The following is a 17,785-nucleotide window of genomic DNA, read 5'->3' as shown; positions in this document are numbered from 1 at the left end:
GTGCAGGAATGTGTGGAACAGATATCCCCTAAGCCAGGCACGGCACCAAACACAGAACGGTCAGGTAAAATTCTAACTGCGTTACCATAACCTTAGGCACTGTCGATATAATACCCCGAAGGGGTTACGGCCCTAGCCCCAGCGTTTCCTACCTGGGGTCCTGAAGACGGTCCGCCGGCGAGAGGCGTAGGAAAACGGAGAGAGGGGAAGAAAGATCAAAACGCAGAGGTAAGACGCAGAGAGGAAAAAAGAAGGGCGCAGAGTATAATTGCTTCGCAATTGAAACTGGGCAATGACTTTAATTCAAATGGGTGAAATCCGGATTTTTCCTACCTCTGCGCCCTCTGCGTCTTCTGCGTTTTAAAATTCTCTATTCTGATGTCAAAGAAGGCTACCACCTCGGAGAATTTCACGCTCTTTCAGAGCTTGCGTCCTCCTTGGCCACCAATCCCAGGGCTGCGCCGGAAGACCGGCTTACCCTGGGCTATTATATCTCGCGCCTTCAGCGCTAAGAGAGGTGAGAAAAAGAATCAAGAGAGTATGTAGAACGATTCCACATGATCACTCCACCATGGAGCAGACACCTGGAACGATTCCACATGATCACTCCACCATGGAGCAGACACCTGGAACGATTCTACATGACCACTCCACCCTGGAGCAGACATATTTCCTGTACAAAACCTCCCCCCGTGGTGTGGATGTATTCCTGCCTAAACACCCTGATAAAATATCACACTCATTATTACATCCTTCAATTATCAGACACTTAAGAGTTTGATTATCAGCACATTACAACAACATAACCAAAATTTCATACCGATCTGAGTGTGGAAGTCATTCTTCCACACTTTATGGCTAATGATGAATAAAATGCCTGCATAAGCAGATAAACCAAGGTATATTCTAAATAGGCGATCTTGAATCTAACGAAGAAGGAATTATCCTCTATTATGAAATCTCTTTTTGAATATTTCGACTATAGGGACTTTCTTAAAGATCATTATGAATGGGGAAAACAAAAGCACGACTTTTTTTCCTTTCGTTATATTGCTGCAAAAACCGGTCTGGATGCAAGTTTCTATGTCAAAGTTTTACAGAAACAGATGCACCTGTCTAATCGATCGATAGATTCTGTTTGTACGTTTCTAAAGTTTAATAAAATGGAAACCGAGTACTTCTCTCTACTGGTTCAGTTTAACAAGGCAAAACAGAAAGAGGGTAGCAAACGCCTTTTTGAAAAGCTTCTGGAATTCAAGGAACCTCGCACAAACACCCTGGAGACCGCTCAATATGAATTCTTTTCAAAGTGGTACTATATCGCCATCCGTGAACTATTAAATTATTATCCGTTCAGAGGCGATTTTGCAGATCTGGCCGCCAGACTCAACCCGCCAATCAAAAAATCAGAAGCCAAAACGGCAATTAATCTCTTATTAAAGCTCTCATTAATAAAAATTCAGGACGACGGATCGTATGTACCGTGCGATCAATTCGTCTCAACCGGCGAATCGTGGAAATCAATGGCTATCGAAAACTTCCAGCAGGAAACAATCAAACTGGCCGGCGAATCGATTACCCGAATCCCTAAGACGCAACGAGAGACCTCTACTGTCACGGTAAGCATGTCATGGAAATGTTTGCAGATCATGAAGGAGCGATTGCGTGAAATGCGAAAAGAATTGCTGGAGATCGCACGACAGGACGACACCCCCGAGGGTGTGTTTCAGGTGAATTTCCAAATATTCCCCCTGACTCAGAATCCGGAGGAAAAATAATGCGTAGACTCTCTCTTATTTCAGTTCTCCCGATCCTTGTAGCGATCTTTTTTACCCGTTGCAACATACACCCAACTGCTTCCGGCGGATCAGGCACCGAAACGACCACGGGTGTGATGGCAAAGGTTATCTATCCAGATGGATCTCCCGCAACGGATGCAGTAGTCAGACTTCGCCCTCAGGACTACCTGCCTGATACTTCTTCGGTGCTGAGTAAATCATCTGTTACGCTTAGAGATCTATTTACCGATAATGATGGCCGTTTTATCATTGATTCTCTCGATCCGGGTGAATATCTAATAGAGGTAACTAACAGAAGCGGATCCTCCGTCGCTTTTGCCACCTCAGTTTCGGACGAATATTTTATCGATGATCTGGGTGTTGACACATTGCGTGCAGATGCGCTTATCAGCGGAACTGTATCTACCGGGTCCGATGTTTTCAGGGGCGGGTTTATTCGCATAGAAGGCCTGGAAAGAGTAGCCGCGATTTCGGAATCAGGCGGGTATTCCATAACAGTTCCTTCCGGCATGGCCTACACTGTTCACCTGAGCACTGCCGATACGGTAGCGCAGCAGCGTATAGATGTACCGATTCACGACAGACAAGTGGATCTGCACTTCGAGCTTTCCACTCCTTTGCATGATACCCTGCTTGTGCGGATGTTTCTTGATTCAATGCAGCTTGGCGAAACGCCGGTTGAAGCGGTATTTCAGATACATGGATCGCCTTTTGTTCACAAAAGGCTAGATCTCTCAAATCTTGAGATCTCTTCTGTTCATCCGTTTATCGGTCGTTTGCAATTTTTAACAGAGCTACACCTTTCTCACAACAATATTAGTGATCTTCCCGATACGCTGCGGTCGTTGCCGACGCTCTATCATCTTTTCCTCAATAACAACCCACTGATGGAGCTTCCTTTGGTTGTCACCGAATGCAGCGAACTGAAGTATCTCAGGCTCGACTCAACCCGCATTACTTCGCTGCCTGTCAGTAGTTCACAATTGTCAAATCTGGGCTATCTCTCGATGAGCGGCACGGGTCTCACCCAAATTCCACCAGTTGTGTTTCAAATGATGCATCTTAGTAATCTTAATCTGAGTGATAACGACATTGAAACCGTTCCAGCGGACATTGGTTCACTGGCGCGCCTTACCAAACTTAACTTTGCACATAACAAAGTTTTATCTTTGCCCGAAGAGATATCTTCTCTTACAGAACTCACGTACCTGTACCTCTACGATAACCAGCTCGATTCGATTCCGCAGGGTATTGGCCAATGTATTAAACTCAGGGAACTGCGTATTGATAATAACAACCTCACGCACCTTCCTGCATCAATTGGAGCGTTGATACAATTGGAGCAACTTGGATTTCGCAGCAATCAGATCTCCACACTACCGGATGAAATCGTTAATCTTCAACCATCGGCGATGCTGAATGTAGACTACAATGAGCTTTGCACTCTTCCTGCACTAATTACAGCATGGATCGATCAATATACAGTTAATGTCAATTGGCTTGATACTCAGCAGCCGTGTCCTTAATCGTGACATGATATTATATATAAATTGAAAATCATCATACCCTTTTGAAACTGCATGTGCTCGTTTACACGCTAAACCAACAGCTCTGCTTCAGAGTGATAATTATAGATATAAATACTTTTCGGCGTTTCGTTAGCTTTATGTGTAATACCTAAATTAAGTGATACATTTGGTTATCTATTTATCTTTTGGAGGGTAAGATGGTTAAAAAAACGATTCTCTTTACAGCCGTATTCTGCCTGAATCTTTATGCACTGGCGGTTTTTCATGTAGGAAACAGCCAAACCGATGCCGCATATGGAATAGTTGACATTGCAATCGACCGCGGGTACGATCATTTTTTTGGCCGCCACATGATTCCCGGTGCACCGCTTGAATGGCTGTGGGATAATATATGTAACGGACACAGAGAACCGCGTTCCCTGGGTGATTGTGCAGATGAAATTCTTCGCGCCCGTTCATGGGATGTGGTAGTGATGCAGCACAGACAGCGCTCGGTTGAATCTGATGTTAATAGCGCAATAGGTTACATGACTGCTGCATTTGTCGGAAATCCAGATTGTCAGGCTTATTATTTTCAGGAATATGTTCAACCGCGTGATGCCAATGATCCCGAAGATGTTGTTTCCTACTGGTTACAGAACAATCCGAGTATCAATCACAGGACCCGCCTCTCAACTCACATGAGAGCAGATTCTTTAACATCGGTGCTCGTAGGGATGGGTAGAAAACCGGCAAGAATAGTTCCGATCGGAGAAGTCTTTTTTGAAATAAACCGCAGAATCAGTAGTGGTCAAACATTTCCCGAAGTAACAGTGAACTACGACCTTTTTTCTTCAGACTCTGTCCACCTGAATTCAAAGGGTATGTACATCAATGCAGTCACACATTTTGCAACAATTTACGGTGAAGATCCCCATAACAGCCCCATCTCGGGACTGCGTCACTGGCAGGGCGCATATGGTGTAAGTCAGGAATTTGCAGAAGCAGTCTGGGAGGTTGTGTGGACAGTGGTAAGTAATCATGACTACACCGGTTTTTCAGGTTACAGGTTACAGGTGAATTCCGATGGGCCCGGAGCAGTTACGATCTCTCCTGAAAAGAGTGTATTTGAGCAGGGCGAAACTGTTACTCTTACCGCTTCGCCTCAGGGGAATGCAGAGTTTATTGGATGGGGTGGGGATGGTTCCGGAGTGGAAAACCCATTGGTTGTCACGATGAACTCAAATAAAATTATTACAGCAACCTTCTTTGACCCGGACGCACCGATGGTTAAAAACGGAGATTTCTCCCAGGAAGATCAGTACTGGACATTTATAACATTCGACGACGGTGACGGTACCTTTTCAACTCTGCATAACAGGGCTGATGTAACGATAACTGATGGCGGATCACTGCAATGGCATGTTCAATTATATCAGGAAAATATCACACTTAACGAAAATACTTATTATAAATTCTCATTTGATGCGATGGCTCAATCATCGCGGGATATAGCGGTATCACTAAAACACAATGACCTTCCCTGGACACCCTACCTAGAAGAGGTTGTTTCTCTCACTACCGAGATGAAAACCTATGATTTTGTGTTTAAGATGGTCGAACCAAACGATTCCAATTCCCGGGCAGAATTTAATTTCGGGACAAGTGATGGCAACATAAGTATTGACAATGTGTCCTTAACTGTGGTCGAACACACCACTTCTGTTGCCCATCAACTCCTTTCCAATTCGACTGGAATCAAAGTGAAAAGACATGGACCTGTACTGAAATTAAACACTGCAAGTGAGGGGACACGATCAGTGCAGCTGTATGACGCCAGGGGAAGGGTCATCAGAAGCTGGAACATCAATGGACCAGGAACACACTATTTGTCAGTTGGTGCACTTGCGGGTGGTATTTACATACTTAAGATGACCGAAGGAAAAACTAATTTCGTCAGGAGGCTGAAGTTTCAATAAACATCAATAATAGTTAGAAATGCGATCATGGTACTTTAAGCTTTAAAAATTAACCATAACAAATATTCTATTTAATTAATCACCTTAGGAGGGTATATGCTCCGATACATACTGGCACTAGCCTTGACTCTGCACAGTTTCTCTTTTTTCACGACAACCGTGGCACAGGCACTCAACGAGACATCCCCTCTTGGAATTAACTTGATGGGTGTTATTGACTATTCATCAGAGCTTCATTTTATTAACCAGGCTAAGCGAGCCAGGCCCTGGATTTCTCAATGCAACGGATGTGGCTGGGACGATGGTCCAGCCCTTGATCTCGATGAAGATGGCTGGATAAAAAGCCTTGAGGCCGGCGCGTACGCAGATTTAATCCTTGCCACCAATCCACGTTATGAGCCGGGAGAGTACAAAGTTTTTTTCAAGGGGAAAGGACGGATCGAAGGGACATTGGGTACGACCGGTACTGTTACCGAGTCCGGCCAATCAATTACGTTTAGGCCAACAGGAAACGGCTATATGGCTATTCGGATCCGGGAGGTAGATCCCACAGATTACATAAGGGATATAGAGATAATCCCTGTAGAGATGGCTGATTATTACAACGAGGGAAATATCTTCTACCCGGCTTTTAAGGAAAACTGGGCAAAATATCGCACGTTGAGGTTCATGGACTGGAACCGTACCAACAATCACCCTAACGGTGACTGGGATCAGCGTACAAGGCCACAGCATTACTCCTACGGCACTAATAAGGGAGTTCCTTATGAGGTCCAGATTCGGCTCTCCAATGAGCTTGGAGCCTATCCCTGGTTTTGTATTCCCCACTTAGCAGATGATTACTATGTAAGGAAAATGGCTGAGCTTGTTCGGGACAGCCTCAGAGAGGATCTTCTCATCTATGTTGAGCACTCAAATGAGGTATGGAACAGTGTATTTCCCGGTCAGTTCCGCCACGCGATCAACAGGGGTAATGAACTTGATTTGAGACATGGTGGATCTGAGTTTGACGGGTTGATCAGATACCATGCGCAGCGTACAGCCGAAATTATGGAGATCTGGTCGGAGGTGATTGGACGGGACCGGCTTATCGGAGTATATGCTGTGGGTGGCCCGTCAGTGTACATGATCAACAAAGGGATGGAGCACCTTGAGAGTATCGGAAAAGAGGCGATGATCGACGTCGCTTCAATTGCCCCCTATGTTGGAGCAAGAGCTTCATACAGCACCGTCGATGAGGCGATTAACGCGTTGATGAACAGTATGGAATCTCTTGAAGATGCTACTTCAGAGGCAAAAGCAGCAGCCCTCAACCATGGTCTTCGTCTTAACGCGTATGAAGGCGGGCAGCACTTGTGGAACTTCGGTCAGCAGTTCTCACCCATTGGAGAAGAGGCTCAGGGCGATCCGCGAATGCGTGAGTTTGTAAATATCTATATGGATACATGGAGGGCAAACGGCGGGGATGAGTTCATGGTGTTTGGATCAGGTGGTGGTTTCTGGGGACAGATCCCCTGGGGAGTGGATCCTGCGGTCGCCCCAAAATACCAGGGACACAACGATTTTATCGATGCAAACCCCATTTGGTGGGATGAGCCAATAGTAGATTTCGAGCACAGGTTAACAGTAAATGTGACTGGTCCGGGAACGGTAGATATCTCTCCTGAAAAAGAGCTGTATGATCATAACGAGACGGTTACTCTGATTGCTTCACCTCTGGATAATGCAGGATTTATAGGATGGAGTGGAAATGGTTCCGGAGTGGAAAATACCCTGGTTGTCACCATGAACTCAAACAAAACTATCACAGCAACCTTCTTTGACCCGGATGCACCGATGGTTAAAAATGGGGATTTCTCCCAGGAAGATCAGTACTGGACATTATATCTGTTTGGAGACGGGGATGCTTCACTTTCAACTCAGCAACAAAGAGCGGATTTTGTCATAACAAGTGGTGGGACTGAGGAATGGCATGTTCAGTTATATCAGGAAAATATCACACTTACCGAAAGCACATTTTATAAATTCTCCTTTGATGCAAAGGCGCAATCACCGAGGGATATGGTTGTCTCATTGAAACACAATGGCCTTCCCTGGACACCATACTTTGTGCAGGATGTTTCCCTCACTACCGAGATGCAAACCTATGAGTATGTTTTTGAGATGAGCGAGTTAACCGATTCCGCATCCCGTGTAGAATTCAATTTAGGGACAAGTGAGGGCAATGTATCTATTGATAATGTTTCTTTGACAGTGGCCGAAAATACAACAGGTATCGCCCCGCAGCTGTCTTCCAATTCAACTGGAATTAGAGTGAACAGGCATGGTCGTTTACTGAGGTTGAACACTAATGGTGAGGGATCACAATCAGTGCAGCTGTATGACACAAAGGGAAGAGTCATCAGAAGCTGGAACATAAAGGGAGCAGGAGCGCACACTTTATCAGTTGGTACACTTGCTGGGGGTATTTACATACTTAGGGTGAAGGAAGAAAACAGAAATTTTGTTAAGCGCATGACTTTTTAAATTTCTACAGGTGAGTTTCGGTATGTCCGGCCAGTAACAATCTGGCCGGTCCTGCAATCTCTCTTTTTCCTGCCATTACTCTTTTTTTCAATTCCATCTATTCCCTTCCCTTTGCCTTTAAGCGCAAAAGTGCCCGGTACACTATTACAAGTTGTACATCTATGATAATAGATAGTAGATTTATACAACTTTGAAATCACCACCCTCTCTCTACTGTGCCTTTGCCCCAACCAGAAAAAATAAACGGCTTCATTGCAGGGGGTCGTTTATGGGGTCGGACCAATTTATGGGGTCTTTCCTATTTTTTTCCTGTTTTCAGCCCCTTAGAGCTCGATGGCTACCCCTTCTATCGCCTTCTAAGGATGAATGTTCACAATTTTTCCGCGTTTATTAAGGTGCTCAAATATACCCGAACCTGCAATGCGCGCCAGGAAGTATCTGCTTGTTCTGAGGATTAACCGCGGCAGAATTCTATCTTCCGGGGGATGCTTAAGCCATTATCCCGGGAGAGAGGAACTGTAGCTTTGTAAATAATTAGACCTACCCTATAAACCGAACCCTTCACGCTTGCACGGGGCAAGCACGTTTCTTGGCGCCCCCGTGAGGAACCAGTCACTTGCCACCGAGCCTCGCTGGGGGGTGGCCAACTTCGCCTCCCTGGCCTCCGTAGCAGTAACTAGTGCGCAGGGGAGCTGGGCGACCCGTAAAAAATTTGGATTTTGGAATTCAAAGAAAAGAACAGGGTTATATACGAAGGTTTTTTCCGGGGTTGCTAAGAAGTATTTAACAGATTACAATACTGGAAGGTTTATTTAGTGAAGCAGGTCCAATGGGGGCAATGGTATATAATCACTATTGTTTTGGCAGCAAAGGTTTAATTACCCGGGCAAGCTCCTGTGCTATTTCCCTGTGCGCTTCAATATTGGGATGCCAGTCACAACCAGCCTGTTCCCAGGAAATGGAACCAAATGAGTAAAATGCGATCCGTTCATCACCGGCTTCTCGTAACTCTTCCACCAGTTCAGAAACATATTCTTCCAATGGTTCTCTTGAGGAAGTCATACAGACAATTCCAACATCAGGATAATTGGACCTTATCTCATCAATCAATGCACTATAGCGGGATTTATACAAACTTTTGGGTGGGTGAGGTTGGGTAGAGAAATCATTTGTCCCAAGACTTATTACTACTACATGAGGGATCCAACTGCTAAAGTCCCACTCCAGTTCTCTGTTATTCCTTAGGGTTCTGTTATAGTAGTGCCCGAAAGGATACTTTGAAGTGATATATTTTTCTGCCCAATTGCGCACAACCCCTTTTCCTGATAGCGCAACGAGATGATACTCTGCCCCTAAAAGCCTGGCAGATACCGGACCAAAAGAAAGGTAGGAATTTGACAGATCTCTATGGTTTTCGCACTGTGTTTTTGTCGATTCATTACCAAATCCAAGCAGATTTGAGCCACCCAGATACTCTATTCTATACTTGTACTCTCCTTTAGGAGCATGCAACTGTTTACCATCATCCAGGATAAATCCATAGAACCGTGCAGCCCCTCTACGACTCTCAAAGCGGTTGGTTATTCGAATAGAATGAACTGTATCGCTAAGGTTTTGAGCCAAAAGGTAAACAGAATCCACAGGCTCAAATCGGACAACCTTTAGGCTGTCATTTATGAAGACGTTATACAGTTCTCCATCACCTCTAACCCTGATTGCGCATGACGTGCCCTCAAAAAGCGTGTTTATTTTAAATCCCGGCCAGTCAAACCGTAGTACATCAGGCTCACTTTGTTCAAACCTTCCCCAATACCGTATAGCGGGATCTGAGGGACTTACCAGGTTCTGAGCAGTTGCAATAGTAACAGCGATAAGTAAAAAGAACATACTCTTCATGAGTTGCACTCCATTTACAGTGATATTTCAGGTATAAGCGGGTAAAATATATTCTGCCTTTAATTTCTGAAATCATTGGCATCAATTTTAAACTCACCCATTTTCTTCATCAACCATTTTCGATCGATCTGAAGAATTTTCCCTGCCAAAGACACGTTACCTTTGCTTTTTGTTAATGCATTAAAAATAGCCTCTTTTTCGGCTTCATTACGCGCTTCTCTTAAAGTCCCGGTCTTTTCAACAGAAACAGCTTTGTTACCTAAAACAGGTGTCATAGAGCCATTAAAGGAGAGATTCTCAACTTCTATTCTTTTGTTATCACTCAAAAGCACGGCTTTCTGAATAACGTTTTCAAGTTCCCGAATATTACCCGGCCATTCATAGGTAATAAGCGCGTTTCGCGCGGCAAGTGAAAGGGTTTTAAGTTTAAACCCAAACTGCTGAGAGTACTTTTTAATGAAGTAATCCGCAAGCAAGGTAACATCGGTACCCCTCTGCCGTAAAGGTGGTAATTCGATAGTCAGTACATTTAACCGAAAGAATAGATCTTGTCTAAAGTTACCATTTTCGACCTCGTTGGCGAGATTTCTGTTGGAAGCAGCAACAACGCGAACATCGACTTTTATAGTTTCGGAGCCTCCAACTCTGGTAACCTCAGATTCCTGTAGTACCCGTAACAGCTTTACCTGTAAAGAAAGAGGTAGTTCCCCGATTTCATCCAAAAACACCGTACCCCCAGAAGCAGCTTCAAACAACCCTTCCCTTCTGTTGGTAGCACCGGTAAAAGCACCCTTTTCATGTCCAAAAAGCTCTGATTCCATAAGGTTTTCGGGAATCGCGCCGCAGTTTATTGCCTTGAAAACATTGTGTGAACGAGTGGAATTTTGGTGCAAATATTTTGCTATTAGTTCTTTACCAGTACCAGTTTCTCCTCCAATCAAAGCAGGGCTGTTTGTTCGGGCAATTTTACGGCACAGTTTAAGCATATCGGCCATGCATTCACTTTCGTGAATTATAGTTTCACCTTCAGTAAGAGTTTTATCCTGCAATCTTGCAATAGTCTCTCTCTGACGCTGTTTTTCTTCGTAATTTGACAGTATTTCAGAAAACAGCGGTATCAAAGCATCACAAAATTCTTTGTCCTTCTGACTAAAAGGTTCACTATTACTAAGACGATCGAGGTACAGAAATCCAAGTAATTTTTCATTGCTGGAAAGCGGAGCACACATAACCGATCCTACACAGTTTCTCTCAAGTGATGACACCGATTCTTCACTGACTTCCCAGTCATTATCACTGGCTAAAACTGTTTCTCCGCTCTCTTTTGCCCAGTTTATAGCTCTGTTGGAAAATCTATCCAGTTTCGAAGTATGGGGATAACGAGCAATGGTAGTTCTTGTTTCTCCATCCTGCCCTTCTATAACCAGACGTGACGCGTCACATTGCATAATGGTGGATACGCTTTCAACAAGGTTGTTAAACAATCCATCATCCTTGTCACGCAATAAAAGCACAATACTACGAATCAACTGAAGTACCGGCTGAGTAACGGATTCACCACTGTCTTCTTTTTCTACAGAAACACGTTCTGATCCCGTATGCCCGTAAAAAACAAAATCTTCGGCACCAACACTTATTTGATCACCATGAGAAAGATTTTTACCATTGTTTACCGCTAACCCATTTACTTTTACGTTGATGTTTGCTCCCAGTTTTTGAAGCACATAAGATCCCCTGGAATGGAGCAGATGAGCGGCAAACTCACCCTTTCTCTTTCCCTTCAGTTTGATATGGCACTTTTCAGAAAACCCTATAGTAATAATTCTTTCAGAAAGCGCATATTCTTCTCCGTTGTTTTTATGTATTAACTTCATATTTAGACATCCTTTACTGTTGTACCTGAATACTTGAAGGTACTCTTACTGTTTTGTTCTGAAAAGGGAGCAACGTAACCTGTTTTTCCCAAATCATAGTATCTGTTTTGTTAAAAATTCTTACTAAGTGGCTACCCTGTTCGAGCTTCAACCCGCTCAAGAGCTTTTCTTTATTTACGGTTGTTTGGTTAACAGTGACTCTATTCCAATCTTCTAAATTGTTAACATATAAAACAGACGTGAGCGATTTTGAAACTCTGACCGGATCACTCCTAAAAGGCATCCTCTCTCTAATTGAAGTAACTTTTTGAGAGTAAGTTTCACCCAAAGATATTCGCTCTTTTTCCTTATCTATAGATACCGATTCGTGTTTTACGCTCTGTTTTCCCGCAAAGAATGAGAGTAATAAAAGAGCAATCAATGTAAGAAACGCACCGGTTAAGGATACCCTGCGTTTAAGAATATGCTTTTTCTTACTTCCCGAAAATGAGTTAATAATCTTTAGTGCTTCAGTGTTTTCAGGATCAATTTCCAGACATTCAACCACAAGCAGATAGGCTTCATCAAATCGTGCTGTGTACATAAGCTGCTTTGCGGCAAGCATGAGGCAATGAGAAAAATTCTGATTCGAAAGAGTCTGGACAGTTTGAGGCCAGGTGTAGTGATTATCAACAGATACTGAATTTATTTCACTAAAGCACTCAAGTGCTTCTTTTGCCGAGCGCAATCTCTTTTCGGGGTTTTCCTCCAAAAGGGGTGAAAGGGAATTAGTATAAGAATCATCATGCTCAAGTATTTCACTTACTATTTTTCCTGCGGAGTACACGTCAGCCCGTATGTGATCCACCCCTTCACCTCGCAACCATACTTCAGGGGCCATGTACGCAGGTGTACCCTGAGTTTTATTAAATGTGGAGTTTTGTAGCCCTTTTACCTCTTTACTGAAACCAAAATCGATAAGATAACACTCTCCGGTTGAAGCGATAAGGATGTTTGAAGGTTTAAGATCTCTGTGAGCAAAACTTAGGGCATGAAGTTCAGACAAAGAGAGCAGTACTTTCTGAGCTAGCTGAAAACGGTCCTGCGCAAGCAGTTTATTTTCCAGCAGCGTTTTTAACGATACCCCCTTGATCCACTGCATGATTATGTAAACACACTTTTTCCTCTCAAAAGCATCATAGACCTGTGGAATGCACTTTAGCGCTATACTGGCTTGTATTTTAGCCTCATTTAACAGCTCTTTTCGTTTTTTGGAATCACTTTCATGAATAATTTTGATAGCAACATGCCTGTCAAGCGCCCACTGATGTGCACGGTATACCGATCCAAACGCACCTTCTCCTATCCTTACAGGATGTGAAAAACCTTTAGGCAAATCGGGGATAACCATAGCTTCAGTCCAGCTCATCTTCGTTGGTTATAGTCTCAGATTCCAATTTTCTTAATCTGCTTTCAGCCAGTGCAAACCAATACACAATCTCTTCATCATCAGAATTTCTCTGAAGCGCCTCCAGCCATAAACTATGAGCCGTTTTAATTCTATCCATGTGATAAAAAACGAGCCCGGCATTAAAGAGTAGTACAGTATTATCACTGTCCAGAGCCAATGCACGCTCAAAGACTCTCTTTGAACGCGTTGTTTCTCCTGACATAAAATAGAGAATACCAATGGTATTAAGCGCATCAGTATTTTCAGGGTGGTAGTCAAGTGAAGATTTTAATGCTTCGGTTGCAGCAACCGTATCATATGCAGTTAAGAGTTGTTGGGATCTGTTATACCATACTTCTGAGAGGAGATAGTTAATATTTTCATTCGACTCGATAGTATGTGCGGCCTGAAGATTTACTACAGCTCTTTTAAAAGCATCATCGTCTTTAAAGTTGGAATACGCTCGTTGAAGAAGTGCTTTGCCCATTCCAAGCCTGGCTTCAAAATCAGCCGGATTGTCTGCAAGCGCACTGCTAAAAAACTCTTCTGCCATCTCGTAGTCACCAAGAGAAAGCGAAACATTTCCCTTCTGTACATCATTTTTAGAACAGTTAAACAGCACTACTATACACGCAACAATCGAAATAATAGTTTTTATATTCATTTTACCTGTCCGGGCTTATATTCCATTGCCAGTAAAGATTTATTCCTGAAGAAAACGTAGATATCTCAACAGGTGCACTTTCAGGCAGATTAGTGAATCGGTATCTGCAAAAAGCACTCAGAACAATGCTGTTTAGAGCTGATATACTGTAATTGAGTGAAAAGGATGCCTGCAAATGGTTGTCGATCCTTCTGCGTCGTTTAAACTGTATTTGCAACTCTTCATCAGAAACAGTAAACCCTTCATCATAATCCTTTATAAGATAGTATTTTCCATCCTCAGTGCGTGCTACTGACGCAGAATGGCCGTTTATAACAGGCATAGAAGTACTTACAGTATCAAGATAGGCTGAAGAAAAACCAAAGTTGTACCATTGATGCTTCCGGGTATAATAGTCAAATCCATACCTGAGGTACAGCGTAGTTCTTAGCCTCTCACCCAATCCAAATTCCCCTCCCGCAGACAGGGTAAATCCACTACGACTGTATGGGATAGTTACACCAAACAGAAGCTTATCAGCACTGTGCATCAAACCAAATCTTCTGGAAGGAAAGGGAATGGTCTCTGAAAAAGTCGAATCGGAATAGAGATTGGTACCATCATAGTAAAAAAGATTTCCTTTTGAATACTTAAAGCTATGTGGATCGGTATGCATATAATAAAAGTTAGTTAGAAAGGTAAGGTCAACGTTTATATGCAGATCGTAACTGTTATAACTACTTAAAGAGTAGTTGATTCTCGAACTGTACAAACTATCTCCCTGATCCCAATCGATTTCAGCCTTATAAAAACCGATCCATTTATTTTTAGTAGTAAACATTGAAAGCTCAAAAGCGTGAGATCTCATGATTATCTGTGGATGATTTTTTCTATAGGTAAATGAATACCGGGTGGACATATTTCTGAATATATTGCGTCCCCCGATATAATATTGTGCTTCATATTCCAGCGAATCTTCTAGAGAACTGAATGATTTGGATTGAGGTATTCTATACAGTTCACCCATGGCAAGTATTCCGGCCCTTATACTTCGATTCTTTCTACCAATTGGTATATTCCAGTTTAAATCTGCCATTATATTAGGTGTCATATAGGATTCATTATCTTTATCAACTGTTAAATCATCATACATAATCAGTGGTGGACTTCGGGTACTGTTGGTGTTAAACCTGCTTCCGGCTCTCAATCTAAGGGAAGGAATAAAATAAGATCTTTTGGTACTTTGATTCAACAAAAGTGAGTCTGCCAGGAGATCAGCCTCATTCACCCACCCCAGAATCGAATAAATATAGTACCGCTGTTTAAGTACCTGAAAGTGCAACTCTTCTGTATCGTTTGTGTTTGTCGCCAAATTAAGAGCAAGTGCAGTGTCCAGTACCTCTTTGGCCAGATACACTTCTGCCCAGAAGTAATAGAGGCTATCAAGGGACATACCCAAACTATGCGCACGGTTGAAAAAATAAACAGCGGAATCATAGTCATTCTGTTCAATTCTAAGCATCCCTTCATGACAAAGCGAATCAGTAACAGAAGGCTTAGAGTAAGCATTCACAAACAGAACTGCTACGATACAAAAAATTGAAACTTTATAAATCATTTGAGACAGACTTTCCTAAACCAGCTCATTACTGTTCTGAAGTTTTTAATCTTCTGCCGCCTTTAAGAAAAAGTTCGGGACTATTGCCAGATTTTCTTTTATGCAGATACAGACCAGCGGGCAGCTTTTCATTTTGAACAGAAGGGAAAATTCTTCTTCCAAGCAGGTCTACAGTTTTTTGTGTTTGACTTGTAAAATTTCCTTTGTTTGGTCTAACAGCAGGGATTACTGAACTAAGAGGGGAATTAATTTCAACTCCCTCCAAAACAGATAGGTAAAAGTCTAAATTGGCTGAAACATCACTGGTGTCTCCCAGCACATACATCTCGTATCCAACAGTGTCATATGCAGTGAACCGGGTGTATTCGTCCCACCAAATGATGGGATCACCGAGAAAGGAAAATCTGGCATAAAACTCAACTGCAGGCAACTCACCCTGTCTAACCCTGGAAGAGGAATCAGCATACATTACACTTCCTACCGGATTAGCAGAGTAAAGGATTGAATATTCATGCGATATATACTGTACTTTTAACCACTCCCGTGCTGTTTCATAATCGTTGTGGTTAAAATCATAGCGCACAATTGCAATTTGAGACTGGTAAACAGCACTGGTATCGTAGAAAATATGTTGCTGTGGGGAAACGATCTCTTGTACCCAATTTCCAGGCAAGTAGATGGTGTACCCCATTTCTGTATCAGTAAAAGGCTCAAAAGCGTGTAGGTAAAAACCGGGTATCAATATAATGCACAGTATAAACCTGCTCACTTAAACACCTCCCAAGTGCTGCATAGATAACTCTTTTTTGCGTATTACTGCCCTGCTGATAAAATCGATCGAGTTTTTGATCTCTCTTTGTATCACCTCGGTGCTGTTTTCCTCAAGGCACTGCATTTCAAGCCCTTTTATACTATTCACAATCACCGACACAATTGCATCTATATCAGAAATGATTAGTTCCTGTTCATCATTCCCTCTTTTGAATATCTCTTTAAAAATACTACAATAATAACTAAAAACTACTCGTCTGTAGTAAATAGTTGCATAATAATCAGAGAAATATTCCTTTTTGATAGTGGGATATTGATCAACAGACTCAATAAACGTGTGCATTATTGTTGAAAACGCAGCCTTTAGGGCATTCACTGCACTGCACTCACTTTCCAAAACCTGCCCAAGCCTCACTTTTAATCGTTCAAGCCCCTCAAGGATAAAAGCTTCGTAGATATGCTCCTTTTTTGAATAGATATTATATACAGTAGCCCTGCATACGCCACTGGCGTTTGCGATATCCTGCATAGTTACTTCAGCAAACCCTTTTTGGGAAAATAACACCATAGCCGAGTGCAATATGTAGCTCTTTTTATCAGTTTCTATTTTACCATCCATGATTAAGCCTGTTTTCTGCTTTATACAAATTTGCGTTTTTGTCTAACCCCCTATCAGATATAGTAATATTTTCTACCGTCTTTTACAACCGTTTTGATCCCATAAACAGCAAAAGGGAGTGCATTTTCAAACACATCCCCGTATCAGTGATACTTATTTATGGTTTAAATTTACCTATCTGCCCTGCATCGCCGGTTCCAATGTTTTATTGTTAGTCTTTAAATGTAGCATTGTTTCACCTTTGGCTCGGGAGCGATTATGAAGATACATACCCGCAGGGATATTTCTCTGTCTTTTAGATATACCTATGCGCCTCCCCTGCAGATTAAACACACTTGGAGCAGACCTATTTACTTTTTCCCGACCATAACTTCCCGGTGCAGAAAAACGAACGTTTGATGGGCTAATTGCAGGCAAATCTGTATTTTCTATTATAGTTGCATATAAACCAATATTTGAAAACATATCAGCAGTGTCTCCCATTACATACATCTCGAATCCTACAGTATCACCTTCAGCCGCTGCAAATCGTATGTACTCATCCCACCATACCAGAGGATCATCAAGATAACAAAAACGCGCATACAGTTCTGCAGCATCATATTCCCCATGCTTTAACTCAGATGATGAATCCGCAAAAAGAATGGTGCCCACAGGGTTAGAGGAGTATATGGCAGAAAACTCGTACGCAATATAATTTACATTTACCCACTCTTTGGCATCAGTATAATCAGCGCTGCTAAAGGAGTGTTTCTCGATGGTTATCTGTGATTGATAGGTACCTGTAGTGTCATGAAACCGATGCAGCTCAGGTGTTATTACGGTGCGAACCCAATTTTCCGGAAGATAAATAGTATAATCCATCTCTGAATCGTATAGTGGTTCAAAAGCATACGTAAAGAAGACGAGTATCAAAATTAAATTCAATATTTTAAACATAAACCTTCTCCTTATTTGATAGAGAAACATTATCCTCGATAAGGTAATTCAAAAAAAGAGAGACCCGTCCGATCTCCCTTTTTTAAAAAAACATAATGCCTACCTTTCTGTTACATCGTGTTCCTGGGATACATCGCCCTCATTTACTCCATCTCTAATTTCATTAATACGCTCCTGAATCGCT

The 17,785-nt window shown here is 42.5% G+C and carries 13 protein-coding genes; 5 read left to right on the top strand and 8 right to left on the bottom strand.

Features of this window, described 5'->3' with window-relative positions; translation table 11 throughout:
* Positions 1 to 517 precede the first annotated feature (517 nt).
* The 5 genes from QA601_18025 to QA601_18005 all read left to right on the top strand — a co-directional run bounded on the left by QA601_18025 (position 518) and on the right by QA601_18005 (position 7,812).
* On the top strand, positions 518 to 781 hold the full coding sequence (locus tag QA601_18025; protein MDG5817000.1) for a hypothetical protein: 264 nt from the start codon (positions 518 to 520) through the stop codon (positions 779 to 781).
* 172 nt (positions 782 to 953) lie between these two features.
* Positions 954 to 1,778, top strand: coding sequence for a TIGR02147 family protein (locus QA601_18020; GenBank protein MDG5816999.1), 825 nt, complete (start codon positions 954 to 956; stop codon positions 1,776 to 1,778).
* Positions 1,778 to 3,325 carry a hypothetical protein gene (locus tag QA601_18015; protein MDG5816998.1) on the top strand — a complete coding sequence of 516 codons (1,548 nt, stop codon included), beginning with the start codon at positions 1,778 to 1,780 and terminating at the stop codon, positions 3,323 to 3,325. Before QA601_18020 ends, QA601_18015 begins: the two co-directional genes overlap by 1 nt.
* 200 nt (positions 3,326 to 3,525) lie before the next feature.
* Positions 3,526 to 5,286 (top strand): carbohydrate binding domain-containing protein, encoded by a 1,761-nt coding sequence (locus QA601_18010; GenBank protein MDG5816997.1) that lies wholly within the window; start codon positions 3,526 to 3,528, stop codon positions 5,284 to 5,286.
* Positions 5,287 to 5,382: 96 nt separating this feature from the next.
* Positions 5,383 to 7,812 (top strand): carbohydrate binding domain-containing protein, encoded by a 2,430-nt coding sequence (locus tag QA601_18005; protein MDG5816996.1) that lies wholly within the window; start codon positions 5,383 to 5,385, stop codon positions 7,810 to 7,812.
* Between the two features lie 852 nt (positions 7,813 to 8,664).
* Here QA601_18005 and QA601_18000 read toward each other — a convergent pair.
* The 8 genes from QA601_18000 to QA601_17965 all read right to left on the bottom strand — a co-directional run bounded on the left by QA601_18000 (position 8,665) and on the right by QA601_17965 (position 17,601).
* On the bottom strand, positions 8,665 to 9,708 hold the full coding sequence (locus QA601_18000) for an SGNH/GDSL hydrolase family protein (GenBank protein MDG5816995.1): 1,044 nt from the start codon (positions 9,706 to 9,708) through the stop codon (positions 8,665 to 8,667).
* A gap of 59 nt (positions 9,709 to 9,767) precedes the next feature.
* Positions 9,768 to 11,582 (bottom strand): sigma 54-interacting transcriptional regulator, encoded by a 1,815-nt coding sequence (locus QA601_17995; GenBank protein ID MDG5816994.1) that lies wholly within the window; start codon positions 11,580 to 11,582, stop codon positions 9,768 to 9,770.
* Between the two features lie 13 nt (positions 11,583 to 11,595).
* Positions 11,596 to 12,990 (bottom strand): serine/threonine-protein kinase, encoded by a 1,395-nt coding sequence (locus QA601_17990; protein ID MDG5816993.1) that lies wholly within the window; start codon positions 12,988 to 12,990, stop codon positions 11,596 to 11,598.
* Positions 12,977 to 13,675 (bottom strand): hypothetical protein, encoded by a 699-nt coding sequence (locus QA601_17985; protein ID MDG5816992.1) that lies wholly within the window; start codon positions 13,673 to 13,675, stop codon positions 12,977 to 12,979. Before QA601_17985 ends, QA601_17990 begins: the two co-directional genes overlap by 14 nt.
* A 1-nt stretch (position 13,676) precedes the next feature.
* Positions 13,677 to 15,272 carry a hypothetical protein gene (locus tag QA601_17980; protein ID MDG5816991.1) on the bottom strand — a complete coding sequence of 532 codons (1,596 nt, stop codon included), beginning with the start codon at positions 15,270 to 15,272 and terminating at the stop codon, positions 13,677 to 13,679.
* A gap of 28 nt (positions 15,273 to 15,300) precedes the next feature.
* Positions 15,301 to 16,041 (bottom strand): hypothetical protein, encoded by a 741-nt coding sequence (locus tag QA601_17975; protein MDG5816990.1) that lies wholly within the window; start codon positions 16,039 to 16,041, stop codon positions 15,301 to 15,303.
* Complete coding sequence (locus QA601_17970) at positions 16,042 to 16,662, bottom strand: TetR/AcrR family transcriptional regulator (protein MDG5816989.1); 621 nt, start codon at positions 16,660 to 16,662, stop codon at positions 16,042 to 16,044.
* A 174-nt stretch (positions 16,663 to 16,836) separates the two neighbouring features.
* Entirely contained in the window at positions 16,837 to 17,601 is a 765-nt protein-coding gene (locus QA601_17965) for a hypothetical protein (protein ID MDG5816988.1), read from the bottom strand.
* Between the last annotated feature and the right edge of the window lie 184 nt (positions 17,602 to 17,785).

The sequence above is a fragment of the Chitinispirillales bacterium ANBcel5 genome, assembly GCA_029688955.1.
In the GTDB taxonomy this organism is placed as follows: domain Bacteria; phylum Fibrobacterota; class Chitinivibrionia; order Chitinivibrionales; family Chitinispirillaceae; genus Cellulosispirillum; species Cellulosispirillum alkaliphilum.
This window is presented reverse-complemented; position numbering and strand designations above follow the sequence as displayed.

Coding starts and splice junctions, on each gene's coding strand:
- QA601_17965 (MDG5816988.1), bottom strand. CDS start 17,601: ATGTTTAAAATATTGAATTTAATTTTGATACTCGTCTTCTTTACGTAT.
- QA601_17990 (MDG5816993.1), bottom strand. CDS start 12,990: ATGAGCTGGACTGAAGCTATGGTTATCCCCGATTTGCCTAAAGGTTTT.
- QA601_18005 (MDG5816996.1), top strand. CDS start 5,383: ATGCTCCGATACATACTGGCACTAGCCTTGACTCTGCACAGTTTCTCT.
- QA601_18015 (MDG5816998.1), top strand. CDS start 1,778: ATGCGTAGACTCTCTCTTATTTCAGTTCTCCCGATCCTTGTAGCGATC.
- QA601_17995 (MDG5816994.1), bottom strand. CDS start 11,582: ATGAAGTTAATACATAAAAACAACGGAGAAGAATATGCGCTTTCTGAA.
- QA601_18020 (MDG5816999.1), top strand. CDS start 954: ATGAAATCTCTTTTTGAATATTTCGACTATAGGGACTTTCTTAAAGAT.
- QA601_18000 (MDG5816995.1), bottom strand. CDS start 9,708: ATGAAGAGTATGTTCTTTTTACTTATCGCTGTTACTATTGCAACTGCT.
- QA601_17980 (MDG5816991.1), bottom strand. CDS start 15,272: ATGATTTATAAAGTTTCAATTTTTTGTATCGTAGCAGTTCTGTTTGTG.
- QA601_17970 (MDG5816989.1), bottom strand. CDS start 16,662: ATGGATGGTAAAATAGAAACTGATAAAAAGAGCTACATATTGCACTCG.
- QA601_18010 (MDG5816997.1), top strand. CDS start 3,526: ATGGTTAAAAAAACGATTCTCTTTACAGCCGTATTCTGCCTGAATCTT.
- QA601_17985 (MDG5816992.1), bottom strand. CDS start 13,675: ATGAATATAAAAACTATTATTTCGATTGTTGCGTGTATAGTAGTGCTG.